Annotated in this window: 13 protein-coding genes; 6 read left to right on the top strand and 7 right to left on the bottom strand. The window is 65.8% G+C overall.

Features of this window, described 5'->3' with window-relative positions; genetic code table 11:
* Window positions 1-67: 67 nt before the first annotated feature.
* The 4 genes from mnmE to rpmH all read right to left on the bottom strand — a co-directional run bounded on the left by mnmE (window position 68) and on the right by rpmH (window position 3,890).
* Window positions 68-1,414 carry a tRNA uridine-5-carboxymethylaminomethyl(34) synthesis GTPase MnmE gene (mnmE, locus tag CKO31_RS02300; RefSeq protein ID WP_200233668.1) on the bottom strand — a complete coding sequence of 449 codons (1,347 nt, stop codon included), beginning with the start codon at window positions 1,412-1,414 and terminating at the stop codon, window positions 68-70.
* Between the two features lie 49 nt (window positions 1,415-1,463).
* Window positions 1,464-3,185, bottom strand: coding sequence for a membrane protein insertase YidC (gene yidC, locus CKO31_RS02295; RefSeq protein WP_200233667.1), 1,722 nt, complete (start codon window positions 3,183-3,185; stop codon window positions 1,464-1,466).
* A 112-nt stretch (window positions 3,186-3,297) separates the two neighbouring features.
* Window positions 3,298-3,696 carry a ribonuclease P protein component gene (gene rnpA, locus CKO31_RS27585; RefSeq protein ID WP_207147921.1) on the bottom strand — a complete coding sequence of 133 codons (399 nt, stop codon included), beginning with the start codon at window positions 3,694-3,696 and terminating at the stop codon, window positions 3,298-3,300.
* A 59-nt stretch (window positions 3,697-3,755) separates the two neighbouring features.
* Entirely contained in the window at window positions 3,756-3,890 is a 135-nt protein-coding gene (rpmH, locus tag CKO31_RS02285; protein WP_200233666.1) for a 50S ribosomal protein L34, read from the bottom strand.
* 289 nt (window positions 3,891-4,179) lie between these two features.
* Between rpmH and dnaA the strand changes: the two genes are divergently transcribed.
* The 4 genes from dnaA (at window position 4,180) to gyrB (ending at window position 10,687) form a co-directional block, all read left to right on the top strand.
* Entirely contained in the window at window positions 4,180-5,523 is a 1,344-nt protein-coding gene (gene dnaA / locus CKO31_RS02280; RefSeq protein ID WP_242475075.1) for a chromosomal replication initiator protein DnaA, read from the top strand.
* Window positions 5,524-5,729: 206 nt separating this feature from the next.
* On the top strand, window positions 5,730-6,842 hold the full coding sequence (gene dnaN, locus CKO31_RS02275; protein WP_200233661.1) for a DNA polymerase III subunit beta: 1,113 nt from the start codon (window positions 5,730-5,732) through the stop codon (window positions 6,840-6,842).
* 40 nt (window positions 6,843-6,882) lie between these two features.
* Window positions 6,883-7,896, top strand: coding sequence for a DNA replication/repair protein RecF (gene recF, locus CKO31_RS02270; protein ID WP_322789079.1), 1,014 nt, complete (start codon window positions 6,883-6,885; stop codon window positions 7,894-7,896).
* Between the two features lie 382 nt (window positions 7,897-8,278).
* Window positions 8,279-10,687 (top strand): DNA topoisomerase (ATP-hydrolyzing) subunit B, encoded by a 2,409-nt coding sequence (gene gyrB / locus CKO31_RS02265; RefSeq protein WP_200233657.1) that lies wholly within the window; start codon window positions 8,279-8,281, stop codon window positions 10,685-10,687.
* A 130-nt stretch (window positions 10,688-10,817) separates the two neighbouring features.
* Here the strand turns inward: gyrB and gmhB are convergent, their stop codons facing one another.
* From gmhB to glyQ, 3 genes are all read right to left on the bottom strand, one after another.
* On the bottom strand, window positions 10,818-11,357 hold the full coding sequence (gene gmhB / locus CKO31_RS02260; protein ID WP_200233656.1) for a D-glycero-beta-D-manno-heptose 1,7-bisphosphate 7-phosphatase: 540 nt from the start codon (window positions 11,355-11,357) through the stop codon (window positions 10,818-10,820).
* A gap of 84 nt (window positions 11,358-11,441) precedes the next feature.
* Window positions 11,442-13,538 carry a glycine--tRNA ligase subunit beta gene (gene glyS, locus CKO31_RS02255; RefSeq protein WP_200233655.1) on the bottom strand — a complete coding sequence of 699 codons (2,097 nt, stop codon included), beginning with the start codon at window positions 13,536-13,538 and terminating at the stop codon, window positions 11,442-11,444.
* Window positions 13,535-14,449, bottom strand: coding sequence for a glycine--tRNA ligase subunit alpha (gene glyQ, locus CKO31_RS02250; RefSeq protein ID WP_200233654.1), 915 nt, complete (start codon window positions 14,447-14,449; stop codon window positions 13,535-13,537). Before glyQ ends, glyS begins: the two co-directional genes overlap by 4 nt.
* A gap of 192 nt (window positions 14,450-14,641) precedes the next feature.
* Here glyQ and CKO31_RS02245 point away from each other — a divergent pair, with 192 nt between their 5' ends.
* The gene (locus CKO31_RS02245; RefSeq protein ID WP_200233653.1) at window positions 14,642-15,838 is read left to right on the top strand and encodes a cation diffusion facilitator family transporter; all 1,197 of its coding nucleotides are present in this window, start codon (window positions 14,642-14,644) and stop codon (window positions 15,836-15,838) included.
* Window positions 15,839-16,191: 353 nt separating this feature from the next.
* Window positions 16,192-17,598 carry a glutamate--ammonia ligase gene (glnA, locus tag CKO31_RS02240; RefSeq protein ID WP_200233652.1) on the top strand — a complete coding sequence of 469 codons (1,407 nt, stop codon included), beginning with the start codon at window positions 16,192-16,194 and terminating at the stop codon, window positions 17,596-17,598.
* Window positions 17,599-17,677: the final 79 nt, after the last annotated feature.

Below are 17,677 nucleotides of genomic sequence, written 5' to 3'. Positions count from 1 at the left end.
GCCAGTCAGACTAGACGGGAGGTTGCTGGCGTCTTGTGAAAGAGTGCGGAAGACTCCGGCACCGAGTCTATTTGCCGATGCAGAACTCGCTGAAGATGCGCCCGAGCAGGTCGTCCGAGGACACGGCGCCGGTGATCTCGCCGAGGCTGTCCTGGGCCAGGCGCAGGTCCTCTGCCAGCAGCTCGGGCGGTGCCGCGTCGGCTTGGGCCTGCGCGGCGGCCGCCAGGTGCTCGCGGGTGCGGCGCAGGGCGTCGAGGTGGCGGCGGCGGGCGCTGAAGTCGCCGCCGGCGTCGGTGCCGAGACCGGCGTGCCGCGTCAGGGCACGACGCAGGCTGTCCAGGCCGGCGCCGGTGGTGGCGGAGCAGGCGAGCTGCATCGTGCCGTCTGCACGCGGGTGCTCACCGGGCGCGCGAGCGGTGAGGTCGATTTTGTTGTGGATGGTGAGAAGCGGTACCTGCGGGGGCAGGTCCGTGGGCGGGGCGGCATCGCCAGCTTGGTCTGCGTCGTCGACGATCCAAAGCACCAGGTCGGCGCGGTCGATCTGCTCCCGGGCGCGGCGCACGCCTTCTTGCTCCACGGGGTCCGGCGACAGGCGCAGCCCAGCCGTGTCGAACACCCGCAGCGGCAGGCCGTCGATCTGTACGTCCGCATGGAGGAGGTCACGGGTGGTGCCTGGCACCGGGGTGACGATGGCGCGATCGGTCTCCGCGAGGGCGTTGAGCAGACTCGATTTGCCGGCATTCGGCGCCCCTGCCAGCACCACCATGAGTCCGTCGCGCAGCCGCTCGCCGCGCTGGGCGGTGATGAGGAGCGTATCCAAGTCGGTGCGCAGCCGCCCGAGGTCCGCGGCGATGCCGGACGGCAGATCCGGGTCTAGATCCTCGTCCGGGAAATCGAGGCTGGCCTCCACCAGCACACGCACCCGGGTCAGGGCCTCCAGCAACTCATCGACTTGCCTTGCGAGGGCACCGCTCAGGGAGCGGGCGGCGAGCCTGGCTTGCTGCTCGGTGCCACTGGCGATGAGGTCGGCGATAGCCTCGGCGCGGGTGAGATCCAGCTTGCCTTCCAGGAACGCGCGCTCGCTGAACTCGCCGGGGCGGGCCGCGCGCGCACCGAGCGCGAGCACCCGCGCCAGCAAGCGGTCCAGCACCACGGGGCCGCCGTGGCCCTGAAGCTCCAGGACATGCTCACCGGTGAAGGAGTGGGGCGCCGGGAAGTAGAGGGCGAGACCCTGGTCGATGGACTCGGCGTCGTCGGCGCGAAAATCCGCCAGCAGCGCCTGGCGGGGCGCCGGCAATCGCCCGAGCAGATGCAGGGCGATGTCCGGCACCGCAGGCCCCGACACCCGCACGATACCGACCGCGCCCACCCCCGGCGGGGTAGCGACGGCGGCGATGGTCTCGCGCCCGCTCATGGCAGGCCGCAGGCAGTTGCGTGCCTAGGGTTGGCAGGCGCCCGCAGGCTCAGCTCTTGTGCTTGGCCGCCTCGGCCTGCTCGATCTGGCGTGTGATGTACCACTGCTGGGCAATGGACAGGAGCTGGTTCACGGTCCAGTAGAGCACCAGCCCCGCCGGGAAGAAGGCGAAGAACACGGTGAACACGAAGGGCAGGGCCATGAAGATCTTCTCCTGCATCGGGTCCGGCGGCGGCGGGTTCAGCTTCTGCTGTGCGAACATGGACACGCCCATGATCACCGGCAGCACGAACCAGGGGTCCGGCGCCGTCAGGTTGTCGATCCAGAGGATGAACGGGGCATGGCGCAGCTCCACGCTCTCCAGCAGCACCCAGTACAGGGCGATGAAGACCGGGATCTGGACCAGGATGGGCAGGCAGCCGCCGAGCGGGTTGATCTTCTCCTTCTTGTAGAGCTCCATCATGGCCTGATTCATGCGCTCCTTGTCGTCGCCGTAGCGGTCCTTGAGCGCCTTCAGCCGCGGCGCCAGCTTGCGCATGTTGGCCATGGACCTGTAGCTGGTCTCCGAGAGCTTGTAGAACGCGGCCTTGATGAGGATGGTCAGGATGATGATGGACCAGCCCCAGTTGCCCACCAGGCTGTGGATCAGGTCTAGGAGCCAGAAGATGGGCTTGGCGAGAACCGTCAGCCAGCCGTAGTCGACGGCGAGCTCCAGACCCGGAGCGATTTGGTCCAGCTTGTCCTGCAGCTTGGGCCCCATGAACAGCCGGTTCTCGAAGGTATGGCTGCCGCCGGCGGGGATGGTGACCGCCGGCGAGTACTGGCCGATGATGTAGCGACCGTCGCCGACCACCTTGCTGTAGAAGGTCTGGGCCTCGTCGGGCTGGGGTATCCAGGCGGCCATGAAGTAGTGCTGGATCATCGCGATCCAGCCGCCGCTGATGGTCACGTCCAGGGGCCGCTTGGTCATCTCCCCGAACTTTTCTTTCTTGTACTTCTCTTCCGGCCCGTAGTAGACGGCGCCGGTGTAGGTGTGGATGAAGCTCGACTTGTTCGGGTCCACCAGCTCGGTGCGCTGCAGCTGGTCGTAGTTGCGCAGCGCAATGGGCTCGGTGCCGGCGTTGTCGATGCGCTGCTCGGCGTGCACGAGATAGCTGCCGCGCTCGAAGCGGTAGCGCTTGGTGACTGTTAGACCATCCTCCTCCTGCCAGACCAGCTCCACTAGCAGATCGTCGTTGTCCTCCGCCAGCCGGTAGCTGGTGGCCTCGGGGACAAACTGCGCATTATGGGTAGGCAGGGTCTGCTCGCCGCCGCCGAGCAGACCGGATTGCACGATGAACATGTTCGGCGGGGCCGGCTTCAGCAGCTGCAGGGGGATGTCGGGGCGATCGGCATCGGCGGCGTAATCCTTGAGCCTAAGACTCTGAATGGTGCCGCCGCGAGTGGAAATCTCCGCCCGCAAGACATCGGTTTCCACAGTCACCAGGGCGGGGACGCCAGCGGCGTCGGTGCTCGGGTCGGTGTCCGCCGCCGTGGTCGTACTGGGCTGGGCCGGTGGCGCGTCCGGCGCATCGGTCGGCACCTCGGGCGCATCGCCGGCGCCGCTCGGCCGTGCTGCCGGTGCATCGGTGGTCGCCGGGCTGGTAGCCGGTGCTTGTGCGGACGCCTGAGGGGCGGGCTGCTGGCGGCCGTAGTCTTCCATCCATGCCTGATAGATCAGAAAGAGGACGGCGGCCAAAGACAGCAGAAGTATGAGCCGGAAATTGTCCATCGGTCAGCAGCAGGCGGCGGTGTGAGAAAAAGATTGCAGGTCGTGGGCGCACCGCGTCAGGGCCACGAGGGAGCCTGGCGCGGCAGCGCATCCGACCCGGGCGGGCGCCGGATCAGCCGTGGTTCCGTTGCGAGCACAGACGGTCTCGAAGGACCGTGAAATGCGCGTCGATGGCGCGTCTGACTGCGAGCTTGTCGGCATCGCGAAGACCTGCCCGGGCCACCACGACGAAGTCGATGCCCGGGCAAAGGCCCATGTGTCGGAACGACTCGCGCACGATCCGCTTCACGCGGTTGCGATCTACGGCCCGGGGTAGGGCTTTGCGCGACACCGCCAGGCCCAGCCTGGGCGGTGCTGTCGGTGCGGTGCTTGCGTCACGCCGACGCCGCGCAGCTACGCTGAAGCGGGCGTCCGTGCTGCGTGCCGGCCGCTGGAAGACGTGGCTAAAGTCTGCGGCCCGCAGCAGGCGCTTGTACCTTGGCAGGGCGCTGTCGTGCGCGCGCTCAGACACTGAGTCCTGCCGGCGCTCCTGGTGCAGCACGCTCGCAAAGCGACGCTTGTGGACAGTCGTTAGGTCGCAAGGCGGGCGCGGCCTTTCGCCCGCCGGGCCTGAAGCACTTTGCGGCCGTTACGGGTTGCGCTGCGGGCACGGAAGCCGTGAGTGCGGGCCCGCTTTAGGCGACTGGGGTTAAATGTTTGTTTCACGGTAGAATTCCTAGAAAACGGACCATCGGGCAAAGGGCGGCGGCGCCGGCGGCGATTACTGCCCCAAAAAGACCGCGTAGGATACCGGTAAGCCTGAGGCGGCGCAATGCGCCGGGCCCGTTTGCGCTGGTCGGATGGCTGTGGATAACCGGCGGTCATGTGGATAGACTCGCCGCACTCGGGCTCGACAGGGCGCCGCGGCACCGCAACGCCCGACAGCGGCGTCGCCGGGCGGCGGCGTTTCATCCGGCGAATGCCCCGGGCAACGACAAAGGGGGATCAAGCCAGCATGAGCGAGCTCTGGGATGCCTGTGCCGCAGCCTTGAAGCAGGACCTGACCGGTGCGGAATACAGTACCTGGATCATGCCGCTGCAAGCGCAGGAGCAGGACGAGGCAATGTGCCTGTTGGCACCGAACCGCTTCGTCAAGGATTGGGTCAAGCAGCACTACGAGCAGCGCATCAGCCGCCTCTGTGCCGAGATCAGCAGCGGGCGGATCCAACAGGTGCGCTTCGAGATCGGGACCCTCGGCGACGATCGTGCGGCGCCCGTCACGCGCGGCACCAGCGGCGGTCGCGCCGGCGGCGAGGGTAATCTGGATCGACGGCGCGCCGAGAGCAATCTGAACAAGGAGTTCACCTTCGCCACCTTCGTAGAAGGCAAGTCCAATCAGATTGCACGGGCCGCGTCCGTTCAGATTGGGAAGAACCCGGGCACGGCCTACAACCCGCTGTTCATTTACGGCGGCGTCGGCCTCGGCAAGACCCACCTGATGCACGCCGTTGGCAACACGATTCTGGATTCCAATCCGGGCGCGCAGGTCATCTATGTGCACTCCGAGCGCTTCGTCTCGGACATGATCCGGGCGCTGCAACACAACAAGATCGACGAGTTCAAGGCGCGGTATCGGCGTGTCAACGCGCTGCTCATCGACGATGTGCAGTTCTTCGGCAACAAGGACCGCTCGCAGGAAGAGTTTTTCCACACCTTCAACGCCCTGTTCGAGAGCAAGCAGCAGATCGTGCTCTCCAGCGACCGGTACCCGAAGGAAGTCTCCGGCCTGGAAGAACGCTTGAAGTCGCGTTTCGGCTGGGGGCTGACGGTGGGCATCGAGCCGCCGGACTTCGAGACCAGGGTCGCCATCCTGCACAGCAAGGCGGCGCTGCTGAACATTGAGCTGCCCGAGGACGTGGGCTACTTCATCGCCAAGCGCATGACCTCGAACATCCGGGAGCTGGAAGGTGCACTGCGGCGCTTGGTGGCCAACTCACAGTTTATGGGCGCCAGCATCGACCTCGCCTTCACGCGCGAGGTGCTGCGGGATATGTTCGTGGCGCAGGATCGCCAGATCACCATCGAGAACATCCAGAAGACGGTCGCCAACTATTACAAGCTGCGGGTTTCGGACCTGACCTCCGCCAAGCGCACCCGCAATATCGCCCGCCCTCGCCAAGTGGCCATGGCGCTGGCCAAGGAGCTGACCAAGGCAAGCCTGCCGGAGATCGGTAACGCCTTCGGCGGGCGCGATCACAGCACAGTGATCCACGCGACGCGCAAGATCGAGGCCTTACGCGCCAGCGATACCATGATCGAAGAGGACTATCGAATCCTGTTGAGAACACTGACGAGCTAACTGTGGATAACCTGTGCGCAGTTCGTGCGGCGCGATCTGTCAACAGCTTATCCACAGCCCTAGCGCGAAAAGTCAACAGGAAGAGCGAGCGCCAAGGGCCTGAGGCACAAGGCGAAACAAGCACCACCGGAGTTATCCGCAGGCGTTATTACAATGATGGTGGTGATATCTTTACTCCAGTAATAGACCAGCGAGGCAGGAACAGCGTGAAGATCGAAATCCCGCGGGACGACCTCCTCGGTGCTTTGAGCATCGTCGCCGGCGTCGTAGAACGGCGTCAGACGTTACCGATCCTGGCCAATGTGCTGCTCGAGACGGACGGGGAGACCTTGCGCTTGGCGACCACGGATCTGGAGCTGGCCATCAGCACGCAGGTGGGCGCGGCGGCCATCCCGGAGCCCGGTGCGGTGACGGTCCCGGCTCGCAAGCTCATGGATCTGTGCCGGTCGCTGCGGGAAGGTGCGCAGGTCAGTGTGCGGACGGAGCGGGAGCGGTGCGTCGTCGCGAGCGGGCGTACGCGATTCACGCTGTCGACACTGCCGGCGGCGGATTTTCCGAGCATCGCGGCGGAAGAAGGGATGGCCAGCCTGACCCTGGCGTCGATGCAGCTGAGGCGGTTGCTGGACAAGACGGCGTTCGCGATGGCGCAGCAGGACGTGCGCTACTACCTGAATGGTGTCCTGTTGGAGCTGGCTGGGACGGAGCTGGTTGCGGTGGCGACAGACGGGCATCGGCTCTCGCGGTTCTCGGTGGCGCTGGACACCGGTGGCGAAGCGGACGAGCAAAACCGGCAGATGATCTTGCCGGCTAAGACAGTGGCGGAGCTACGGCGGCTGTTGGCCGACGACGACACCCAGCTGCGCTTCAGCTGGGGCGAGCGATCGGTGGTCGCGGCCTTCGGTGAGACGGTTTTGAGCTCGAAGCTGGTGGACGGTAAGTATCCGGAGTACCAGCGGGTGATTCCGAAGGGGCTGCCGCGGCGGGCGGTTGTGGATCGGGACCTGGTGCGCACGGCGCTGCAGCGCGCCGCCATCCTGTCGAACGAGAAGTACAAAGGCGTTCGCATCAACTTCGATGACGGCACCCTGGGCTTGCAGGCGCAGAATCCGGAGCAGGAGGTCGCGGAAGACGAGGTGGAGGCGGACTATGCGGGCGATGCGGTGAGCATCGGCTTCAACGTGGGCTACTTGGTCGACGCCTTGCAGGCGATCGACGCTGGGCAAGTGGAAGTGGTGTTTCAGGACGCGGACAGCAGCTCCATCTGGCGGGGGCTCGACTGTGAGCGCGAGACCTTCGTCGTCATGCCCATGCGACTCTAGGGCAAGGCGCGCGAGGCTCCAGAAGGCCGGCTCCTTGTTCGTGGATTGGCTCCGCATCGCCCATCTGCGGTGTATTCGTTCCGCGGATCTGCGGTTGGGGTCGGGGCTCGTCTGGGTCGCCGGGGCCAATGGCGCCGGCAAGACGACATTACTCGAGGCCGTGTATCTGCTCGACCGAGGCCGGACGTTTCGCGGTCGCCGAAGCGGGCCCGTCACCACAAGGGGAGAAGCGGCTACCGCGGTCGCTGGCGGGGTGTGCGACAGCGAGCGGATCAGGCAATACCGCTGGAGTAGCAAGTCGGGAAGCAGGGACGGGCTGGGGTGGCCGTTTAGTCGTTTTGTTGGGGCTTCCAGTTTCAGTATCGTCGACGGCGATCCGGCACTGCGGCGCCGATTTCTGGATTGGTCATTGTTCCACGTGGAACCAGATGCGCGTGGCTTATGGACGAAGCTGCGGCGGCTCCAGAGACAACGCAATGCTTGGCTGGCGTCTGGTGGCCGCGGCAGGGCGGTTTGGGACGCACCCTATGCTGAGGCGCTCGCAGGCGTGTGGGCGCGGCGTACCGCCTTCGTCGCTCGCATCGATGCGGCCTTTCGGGCGTTGACGGCGGACTTGTTGCCGGTGGGCGCGCTTTCCGTCGGCTGGCGGTGGACGGGGCAAGATCGGGATCTTGCTGCTCTGCTCGAGATGCATCGTGCAGGGGATGTCGAGCGGGGGCACACCTTCCTCTCGCCCTCGCGTGGGGACTTGTTGTTTCGCTCAAACGGCACGCCTTGGTCGGGGTCCAGAGGAGAGAACAAGCTCGCAGGCATGCTGCTACAGCTGGCGATCCAAGGCGTCGTCACGGAAGCCACTGGGGTCCGCCAGGTCGTGTTGCTGGATGATCCCTATGCAGAGGTCAGCAGGGCCTATGTGGCTCCGGTGATCCAGGCCTGGGGTGGCGCGGCGGAGCAGGTTATTGTCACCAGTCTCGAGCCGCCGCCTGATGATCTTGCGGCCGCGTTGGACCCAATGATGTTCCACGTGGAACAAGGCGATTTTCTGCGGGCCTAGTGCCGCCCCAAAGCCGCCCCAATGCCGCCAGGCCAGATGTCTCTGGAGCGTTTCCGCTCGTCGGCCTGCTAATCGGGCGAGCACTCGACCGTCCCAGCGCACGCATCACCAGCCGAGCGCGCTCTACGACCAAGCCCGCACCGGTGTATCCCGTCTCGGCGGTCGTGCCGCTGTGGGACCGGCCAGTGACTGCTGTCCGTCCTGGCAGTGCCCCCGCCGGCGCCGAGCGCACCCCGTCGAACCGCCCGGGCCGACGCCGAGCTTCGCTCAGGCGCCGCTCGGCACGCCCAACCGCGTTACAATGTCGTGTTGCCTCGACGCTGCGCCCGACGCAGCCTTCGGCGCGCTCGTCACACCCGTTAGGATGACCCAAGACACGCCAATGACATACGACTCCTCCAGTATCAAGGTTTTGCGAGGGCTGGACGCCGTCCGCAAGCGACCGGGTATGTACATCGGGGACACCGATGACGGAACAGGACTGCACCACATGATCTTCGAGGTCGTCGATAATTCCATCGACGAGGCCTTGGCCGGCCATTGCTCAGAAATCGAGGTCGTGGTGCACGACGACTACTCCGTCACCGTCTCCGATGACGGCCGCGGCATCCCTGTCGACACCCACTCGGAGGAACAACGCTCCGCCGCCGAAGTCATCATGACCGTGCTGCATGCCGGCGGTAAGTTCGACGACAACAGTTACAAGGTCTCGGGCGGCCTGCACGGCGTTGGTGTATCCGTGGTCAACGCACTCTCCGAGCGCTTGGAGATGCGCATCGGCCGGGAAGGTGCACTCTACGAGCAACGCTTCACCGCCGGGGTGCCGGACGCGCCCCTGACGCGCATCGGCGAGTCCGAGCACAGCGGCACGGTGATCCGCTTCTGGCCCGCCGCGACCGTATTCTCCGACCGCGACTTCCACTACGACATCTTGTCCAAGCGGCTGCGCGAGCTGTCGTTCTTGAACTCGGGCGTCCGTATCCGGCTGCGCGACGAGCGCAGTCAGCGGGAGGACGTTTTCGAGTATGTCGGCGGAATTCGAGCCTTCGTCCGCCACCTCAATGAGAACAAGTCCCCCATCCACCCAACGGTCTTCTATTTCTCCGCCGAGCGGGACCATGTGGTGGTGGAGATCGCGCTGCAATGGAACGACTCCTATCAGGAGTCGATCTTCTGCTACACCAACAACATCCCCCAACGTGACGGCGGTACGCACCTCGCCGGATTCCGTGCCGGACTGACGCGCACGCTGAATCAGTACATCGAGCGCGAAGCGCTGGACAAGAGCCAGAAGACCCGCCCGGTCGGAGACGACGCGCGCGAGGGCCTCACAGCCGTCGTTTCCGTCAAGGTTCCGGACCCGAAGTTCTCATCACAGACCAAAGAGAAGCTGGTTTCCTCCGAGGTGAAGCCCATCGTCGAGTCCTTGTTCGTCGAGCACCTAGGCACCTTCCTGGAAGAGCACCCGGCGGAAGCCAAGGTCATCGCCAACAAGATGCTGGAGGCCGCCAGGGCCCGGGAGGCGGCACGCAAGGCACGCGAGATGACCCGCCGTAAAGGCGTCCTCGACGTCGCCGGGCTACCGGGCAAGCTTGCGGACTGTCAAGAGAAGGACCCGTCGAAATCGGAGCTCTTCATCGTCGAGGGAGACTCCGCCGGCGGCTCGGCGAAACAGGGACGGGATCGGGGTTTCCAGGCCATCCTGCCGCTCAAGGGCAAGATCCTGAACGTGGAAAAGGCCCGCTTTGACAAGATGCTCTCCTCCGCAGAAGTGGGGACCTTGATCACGGCGCTGGGCTGCGGTATCGGCCACGACGAATACGACCCGGATCGACTGCGCTACCACCGCATTATCATCATGACCGACGCCGACGTGGACGGCGCCCACATTCGAACCCTGCTCCTCACCTTTTTCTACCGCCAGATGCCCGAGCTGGTGGAGCGCGGGCATGTCTTCATCGCGCAGCCGCCGCTCTACAAGATCAAGCGGGGGAAGCAGGAGGATTACTTGCTGGACGACGCGGAGCTCGGTGCATCGCTGCTGCGTGCAGCGCTGGACAAGGCGAGCCTGCGCGTCGGCGAAGAAGCGCCGCCCCTGTCCACAGAGGCGTTGGGACAGCTGGCCGCAGAGTACCAAGCCTTTCGCGCCATGCTCGCCCGACTGCAGCGGCGCTATGACGCGCTATTGATGGAGGAGCTGATTTCCCTGCCCCGACTGAGCGACGCCATTCGTGCCGATGAGACGGCGCTGCAAGAATGGGTCGACGCCCTTGCGGCGGGCATGAACAGGCGCACGGGCCCGGCCCTGGATTATCGACTGGCGGTGCAGACACCCGCCGACCCTGCGGCCAAATCCCAGCTGCAAGTGGTTAGGCTGGTACACGGCATTCCCGAAACCAGCTATATGCTTTTCGATTTCTTCGACGGACCCGAGTACGAGCGCATCGCGACCTTGGCGGAGAAGCTTGACGGCTTGGTGGAAAGTGGCGCGCTCGTCTCCCGCGGCGAGCGGCAACAGCCGGTGGCGTCCTTTGCGGAGGCCTACGATTGGCTCCTTGGAGAGGCACGCAGGGGGTACAGCATCCAGCGCTACAAAGGCTTGGGCGAGATGAATCCGGCCCAGCTCTGGGAAACCACCATGGACCCGGCGTCCCGCCGTTTGCTGCGCGTGACCATCGAGGACGCCGTTGCCGCGGATCAGATCTTCACGACCCTGATGGGTGAATATGTCGAGCCCCGGCGGGAGTTCATCGAGCGCAACGCCCTGTACGTCGAAAACCTTGACGTCTGAGGCTCCCGACGCCGTTGGACCCCGTCGATGCGACCGCGCGGCGTGGGGGCGCCACACACGCATGGAGCACCGGGCGGGACTGCTGGCGGGCGCGCGCGGCAATCAGGACGCCCTTCAGCAGGGTCGGCTTCTAGGGCGCCAGCAGGGCGTCAACGGCGGCCCGCAAGTCCGCGAGCACCGGCACGTCCTGGAGCGACGGCGGCAGCGATTGGACCGCCCTAGCGCCGTTGCCCGTTGTCACCAGCAGCGGCTGGCAACCGGCACGCTCCGCGGCTTCGAGGTCCCTCAGCGAATCACCAATGAAGGCCGTGCTTGCGAGGGGAACGGCAAAACGCCTTGCGAGGCTCAGCAATAGGCCGGGCTCGGGCTTGCGGCACTGGCACCGCGCATCCGGGCCGTGGGGGCAAAAGGCGATCAAATCGATCCGGCCGCCGAGGGCCGCGGCGCGGCTGCACAGAAGGCTGTGCATCCGATTCAACGTATCGACATCGAATAGCCCCCGGGCGAGCCCCGACTGGTTGGTAGCGATGGCGACATGGATGCCGGCCTGCGTGAGCCTGGCAATGGCTTCGAGGCTGCCGGGGATCGGGCGAATCTCGTTTGGGGAGCGGATATAGTCCTTCGAGTCTTCGTTGACCACACCGTCGCGATCCAGAATGACGAGCTTCATGCCGCAGCACCCTGTGCCGCCGCAGGGGCACGGCTGGTGCTCAGACCGCTGCCGCCGGCGGGTCCTAAGGTGCAGGCCGCGGCGTCAACCGGGCTCCGCACTACGGAGCCTGCCGATGTCTGCGATGCTGGAGAAGAGTGCGAGCACGTCGCGCACCAGGGCGAGGCGATTCGCTCGCAGTGACGGATCTTCTGCATTGACCATGACCGTATCGAAGAAGCGATCGACATCCGCCCGCAACTGCGCCAGTGCGGCGAGTGCCTCGGCATAGTCGCCGGTGTCGAGCAAGGGTGCGATGCGCTCGCGCAATGCCGCGACGCTCTCCGCCAGGCGTCGCTCCGCATCCTCATGGAGCAGGTCCGCATCCAACGCAGCGTCCTGCGCCTGCGCCGGCGATTTCTTGAGGATATTGGCGATGCGCTTGTTTGCGGCGGCCAGCGCCGCCGCGGCCTCCAGCTGGCTGAACCTGGTCACCGCCCGCACGCGCAGGTCGAAGTCGCTGGGTGCGGCGGCATCGACGGCCATGACCGCGTCGATGACGTCGGCCCCGATCCCCTGCTCGGCATAGTAGCTACGCAGCCGGTCCATGACGTATCCATAGGTCTCTTCCACTGCTGCTTGCGCGGGCACCGACGCCGGGAAGGCCTCGGCCGTATCCCGAAGCAGGGTGCGCAGGTCCAGCGGCAACGGCGTTTCGATGAGGATGCGAAGTACGCCGATGGCGGCGCGCCTGAGCCCGTAAGGGTCCTTGACGCCCGTGGGTCGCTCGCCAATGGCGAAGATTCCCACCAGGGTGTCGAGCTTGTCTGCGAGGGCAAGCACCCGCCCGCAGTCGGAGTCCGGCAGTCGGTCGCCGGCATGGCGCGGCAGGTATTGCTCCTCCATGGCGGCGGCGACACAGGGGTCCTCGCCGCTGTGCTCGGCGTAGTGGCGGCCCATCACCCCCTGAAGGCTCGCGAACTCACCGACCATGGCCGTGACGAGGTCGCACTTGGCCAATAATGCCGACCGCTCGGCTAGGGCCACGTCGTATCCCAGCCTTGCCGCGATGTCGCGGCTGGTGGCCGCCACCCGCCGCGACTTGTCGGCCACCGTGCCCAACTTGTGCTGGAACACCACGCGCTCCAGCGCCGGCTGGAGATCGGCGAGGGCGGTTCGCAGGTCCTGCTCCCAAAAGAAGCGGGCATCACTGAACCGGGGCCGAATGACGCGCTCGTTGCCGGCCCGCACCACGTCCGGCTCGCGGCTCTCGATATTGCTGACGGTGACGAAATACGGCAGCAGCCCCCCGTCCGCGGCGTGAACGGGGAAATACTTCTGGTGATGCTGCATGGTCTCAATGAGCGCTTCTGCCGGCACATCGAGAAACGCCTCGTCGAAGCGACCCAGCAAGGCCACCGGCCATTCGCAGAGTGCCGTGACCTCGTCGAGCAAGCCCTCCGGGATGCTCGCCTCGCCGTCGACCGAGCGCGCGATGGCGCTGACCTGCTCTCGGATCGCCGTTCGGCGGATGGCGAAGTCTGGCTCCACATAGGCGCTGCGCAGTATGGCCTCGTAGTCATCTGCGCCGGCTACGGCAACGGCGTCGGGTGCATGGAAGCGGTGGCCGCGGGTCGTGTTGCCGATGGGCACGCCGAGTACCTCGCCGGCGACGGTGGAGCCGCCGAAGCGCATACAGACCCAATGCACCGGGCGCACGAAGGCGACGTCGCTGTCGCCCCAACGCATACGCTTGGGGATGGGCAGCTGTCCCAGGGCCGCCGCGACCAGCCCCGGCAGCAGCTTGTCCGTGGTGTCGCCGGTCTGGACGCTGCGGTGCACCAGCCATTGCCCCTTATCCGTGTCTTCGCGCTCCAGTGCCGCCACTTCTACGCCGCAGGAGCGCGCGAAGCCGAGCGCCGCTTTCGTGGGTGCGCCCTGCGCATCGAAGGCGGCCTGCACGGCAGGTCCCCGGCGCACGTGCTCGCGGTCGGGCTGTCGGCTCGCGAGGGCGCGCACGATGAGCGCCAAGCGCCGCGGCGTCGCAAAGGGACGGATGTCGCCGTGCGGCAGGGATTGCTCGCTGAGCTGGGCTGCGAAGCGCTCCGCGAAGGCCGCGGACAGCCCCGCGAGCGCCGTCGGCGGCAGTTCTTCGGTGCCGATCTCGACCAGCAGGTCCAAGGCGGTGTGCTTGGTGCTCACGTCAGTGTCCCCCCCAGCATCGGGAAGCCAAGTGCCTCCCGGCTCGCGTAATAGGCCTCCGCGACAGCGCGCGCCAAGGTGCGCACGCGCAAAATGAAGCGCTGGCGCTCGGTGACCGATAGCGCGCCGCGGGCATCGAGGAGGTTGAACAGATGCGAGGCCTTGAGGACCTGCTCGTAGGCGGGCAGCGGCAGGCTGTGCTCGATCAGCGCCATGCTCTGACGCTCGGCGACATCGAACGCGGCGAAGAGTGCCTCCACGTCCGCGTGCTCGAAGTTGTAGGCGGACTGCTCGCGCTCGTTCTGCAAGAAGACGTCCCCATAGGTCACAGGACCCTGGGGCGTGTCCGACCATTTCAGGTCGAAGACACTCTCGACGCTCTGCAGATACATGGCGATGCGCTCCAGGCCGTAGGTGATCTCGCCGCTTACCGGCCGGCACTCCAGACCGCCCACTTGTTGGAAATAGGTGAACTGAGTGATTTCCATACCGTTCAGCCAGACCTCCCAACCGAGACCCCAGGCGCCGAGTGTCGGCGATTCCCAGTTGTCTTCGACGAAGCGGATATCGTGCACCAGCGGATCGATGCCGAGCAGCCGCAGCGATTCCAGGTACTGGTCCTGAATATCCAACGGCGAGGGCTTCAGCAGGACCTGATACTGATAGTAATGTTGCAGACGATTCGGGTTCTCACCATAACGCCCATCGGTCGGGCGCCGCGACGGCTGTACATAGGCGGCGTTCCAGGGCTCTGGCCCAATGGCGCGCAGGAAGGTCGCCGGGTGGAAGGTGCCGGCGCCTACTTCCATGTCGTAGGGCTGCAGCACGACACAGCCGCGCTCGGCCCAGTACGCCTGCAAACGAAAGATGAGCTCCTGGAAGGTCGCGGGTAAGGCGGGTTGTGAGGTCAAGCGGTTGGTCCGGCAGCATAGGGGAAAAGCGGCATTCTATCGGCAACATCGGCAAGCCGACCACAGCCGCCGATGTCCAGCAACGGTGTCTTGCCTATAATCGCGCCGAGCCGGCCGGCGTGCAGTCCTTCGGGCACACGCGCGCGCCGATACTCACAGCCGCCGCCCGCGCCGTCGTTGCAGGAGAGCCGCATGGGAACATCCGCCGCCGCCGGCAGCAACAACGACCAGCGCCTCCAGGCCAGGCACACCGCCGTCACCCGCACCGCCCTGGTGGGCGGCATTGCCAACCTACTGCTCTCGGTGATGAAGATCGGCGTCGGCCTCATCGGCCACTCCCAGTCCCTCGTCGCCGACGGCATTCACTCCTTGTCGGACCTCGCCACGGACGTCTTGGTCTGGATCGCCGGTCGCCAGGCCAGTCGCGGACCGGATGACGAGCATCCTTACGGCCACGGGCGCTACGAAACCATGGCGACCCTGGTGCTGGCGCTGTTGCTGCTGGCTGTGGCCATCGGCCTGGGATGGGATGCCGCGCTGCGCCTGTTCTCGCCGGAGGATCTGCTCAGGCCGGCGTGGATGACGCTGTTCGCGGCGCTGGCCTCCATCGGTGTCAAGGAATGGCTGTACTGGTACACCCTCGCCTATGCCCGGCGCGTGCGCTCGGACATGCTGCGCGCCAATGCCTGGCATCATCGCAGCGACGCCATCTCCTCCATCGTGGTGCTGATCGGCATCGCCGGGACCCTGGCCGGGCTGCCTTATCTGGACGCCGTGGCGGCTTTCGTCGTGGCCATCATGATCGCCCGCATCGCCTGGGAGCTCGGCTTCGACGCGACACGCGAGCTGGTGGATACCGGCCTCGATCCAGAGCGCCTCGCCGCGGTGCGCGAGACCATCCTCAACGTGGGCGGCGTCCGGGACTTGCACATGCTGCGCACCCGCAGCATCGGCGGCACCGTCTCGACGGACGTCCACGTCCTCGTCGATCCCTACATCAGCGTCTCCGAGGGACATTTGATCAGCGTCAAGGTGGAGCAGGAGCTCAAGACGCGTATCGAGGAGATCGAAGACGTCACCGTCCATATCGACCCCGAAGACGATGACACAGCGCCTCCCACCATGGGCCTGCCGAGCCGCAGGGAGACTCTGGCACGACTGGCGGCGCACTGGGCCAACCTGCCGGAGCTGGCGCGCCCCCGGCGCGTGCAGCTGCACTACCTCGACGGGCGCATCGAAGTCGAAGTGCTCCTGTTCGATACCGACGCGCACCAGGGAGAGGCACTCCAGGCCCTCACCGAGCGGGCCCGTGCGGCCATTGCAGCGGACCCTATCTTCGCCGGCGTCAGCGTTTACCGCGGTGTAACGCACCGTAATGGTGCATACTAAGTCGAGGCCGCCCTTTATTCGAACAGTGCGCGTCCGGTTTGGGGCAGCCCGCCGTGCGTGAGCAGGCCTTCGTGCGCGGGATTGTGGCGGGGTTGTGCGCTAGCGCAAACCAGCCGTCAGTCACTTGCGCGTGAGTCCAGTCATCCACGCGGGGGCCGCCTGCCGGCGGCGAGCCGACGCCGAGCACAGGTAGGCATCGGCCTTGGCTCCTGGCACGAAAACTGCCTATGCGACTTGCTGAGACAGCGTGAGACGCAACGACGCGATCCACTCCGAGCGCAGCCGGGTCCGGACGCACCGACCCTATGCCGGCTCACACCCAACCCCAATCGAACCGACGGGAGACTGACAGTATGGCATCGAAGATCATGGAGACCATCAAGAACGAAGACGTGAAGTTTGTCGACCTGCGCTTCACCGACACCCGCGGCAAGGAGCAGCATGTATCCCTGCCCGCCAGCATGGTGGAGGATTCGCTGTTCCAGGACGGCAAAATGTTCGATGGCTCCTCCATCGCCGGCTGGAAGGGCATCGAGGCCTCGGACATGGTGCTGATGCCCGAAGAGGACACGGCGATCCTGGATCCCTTCGCCGACGAGAACACGCTGATCGTGCGCTGCGACATCCTCGAGCCCGCCACCATGCAAGGCTATGAGCGCGATCCCCGCTCGGTGGCCAAGCGCGCCGAGGCCTACCTCAAGTCCACGGGCATCGCCGACACGGCCTTCTTCGGCCCGGAGCCCGAGTTTTTCGTGCTGGACGACGTGCGCTGGGGCGCGGACATGAGCGGCGCCTTCTACAAGGTGGACTCCGATGAGGCCGACTGGAATTCCGAGCGCGTCTTCGAAGACGGCAACATGGGCCACCGCCCGAGCGTCAAGGGCGGCTACTTCCCGGTGCCGCCGGTGGACTCCCTGAACGACCTGCGCGCGGCCATGTGCCTGGCTATGGAAGAGATGGGCGTACCCGTGGAGGTCCATCACCACGAGGTGGCCACCGCCGGCCAGTGTGAGATCGGCACCAAGTTCACGACCCTGGTGAAGCGCGCCGACTGGAACCAGACCCTGAAATACTGCGTCCACAATGTCGCCCACGCCTACGGCAAGACGGCCACCTTCATGCCCAAGCCGCTGGTGGGCGACAACGGCAACGGCATGCACGTGCACCAGTCCCTGGCGAAGGATGGCACCAACATCTTCGCCGGCGATAAGTACGGCGGGCTCTCGGAGACGGCGCTGTACTACATCGGCGGCATCATCAAGCACGCCCGCGCCCTGAACGCCTTCACCAACGCCTCCACCAACTCCTACAAGCGTCTGGTGCCTGGCTTCGAGGCGCCGGTGATGCTGGCCTACTCGGCCAAGAACCGCTCGGCCTCCATCCGCATCCCCCACGATGCCAACCCCAAGGCGACCCGCATCGAGGTCCGCTTCCCGGACAGCATGGGCAACCCCTACCTGTCCTTCGCGGCGATGATGATGGCCGGCCTCGACGGCATCCAGAACAAGATCCACCCCGGGGACGCCATGGATAAGGACCTCTACGACCTGCCGCCCGAGGAAGAGAAGGCCATCCCGCAGGTCTGCTACTCCCTGGACCAGGCGCTGGAGGCGCTGGACAACGACCGCGAGTTCCTCACCCAGGGCGGTGTCTTCACCGATGACGTCATCGACGGCTACATCGCACTCAAGATGGGCGAGGTCACGCAGCTGCGCATGACCACCCATCCCATCGAGTTCGACATGTACTACAGCCTCTAAGGGCGCCGCGGCAGGGACTGGGCAAACATCAAGGCCGTGTCGATCGGGTTAGCGCAGCCTAACCCGATGCGGCCCTCCC

The organism is Thiohalocapsa halophila (genome assembly GCF_016583825.1).
GTDB lineage: Bacteria > Pseudomonadota > Gammaproteobacteria > Chromatiales > Chromatiaceae > Thiohalocapsa > Thiohalocapsa halophila.
Note: the sequence above shows the minus strand (reverse complement) of the source record. Positions and strands in the feature narration are given on the sequence as shown.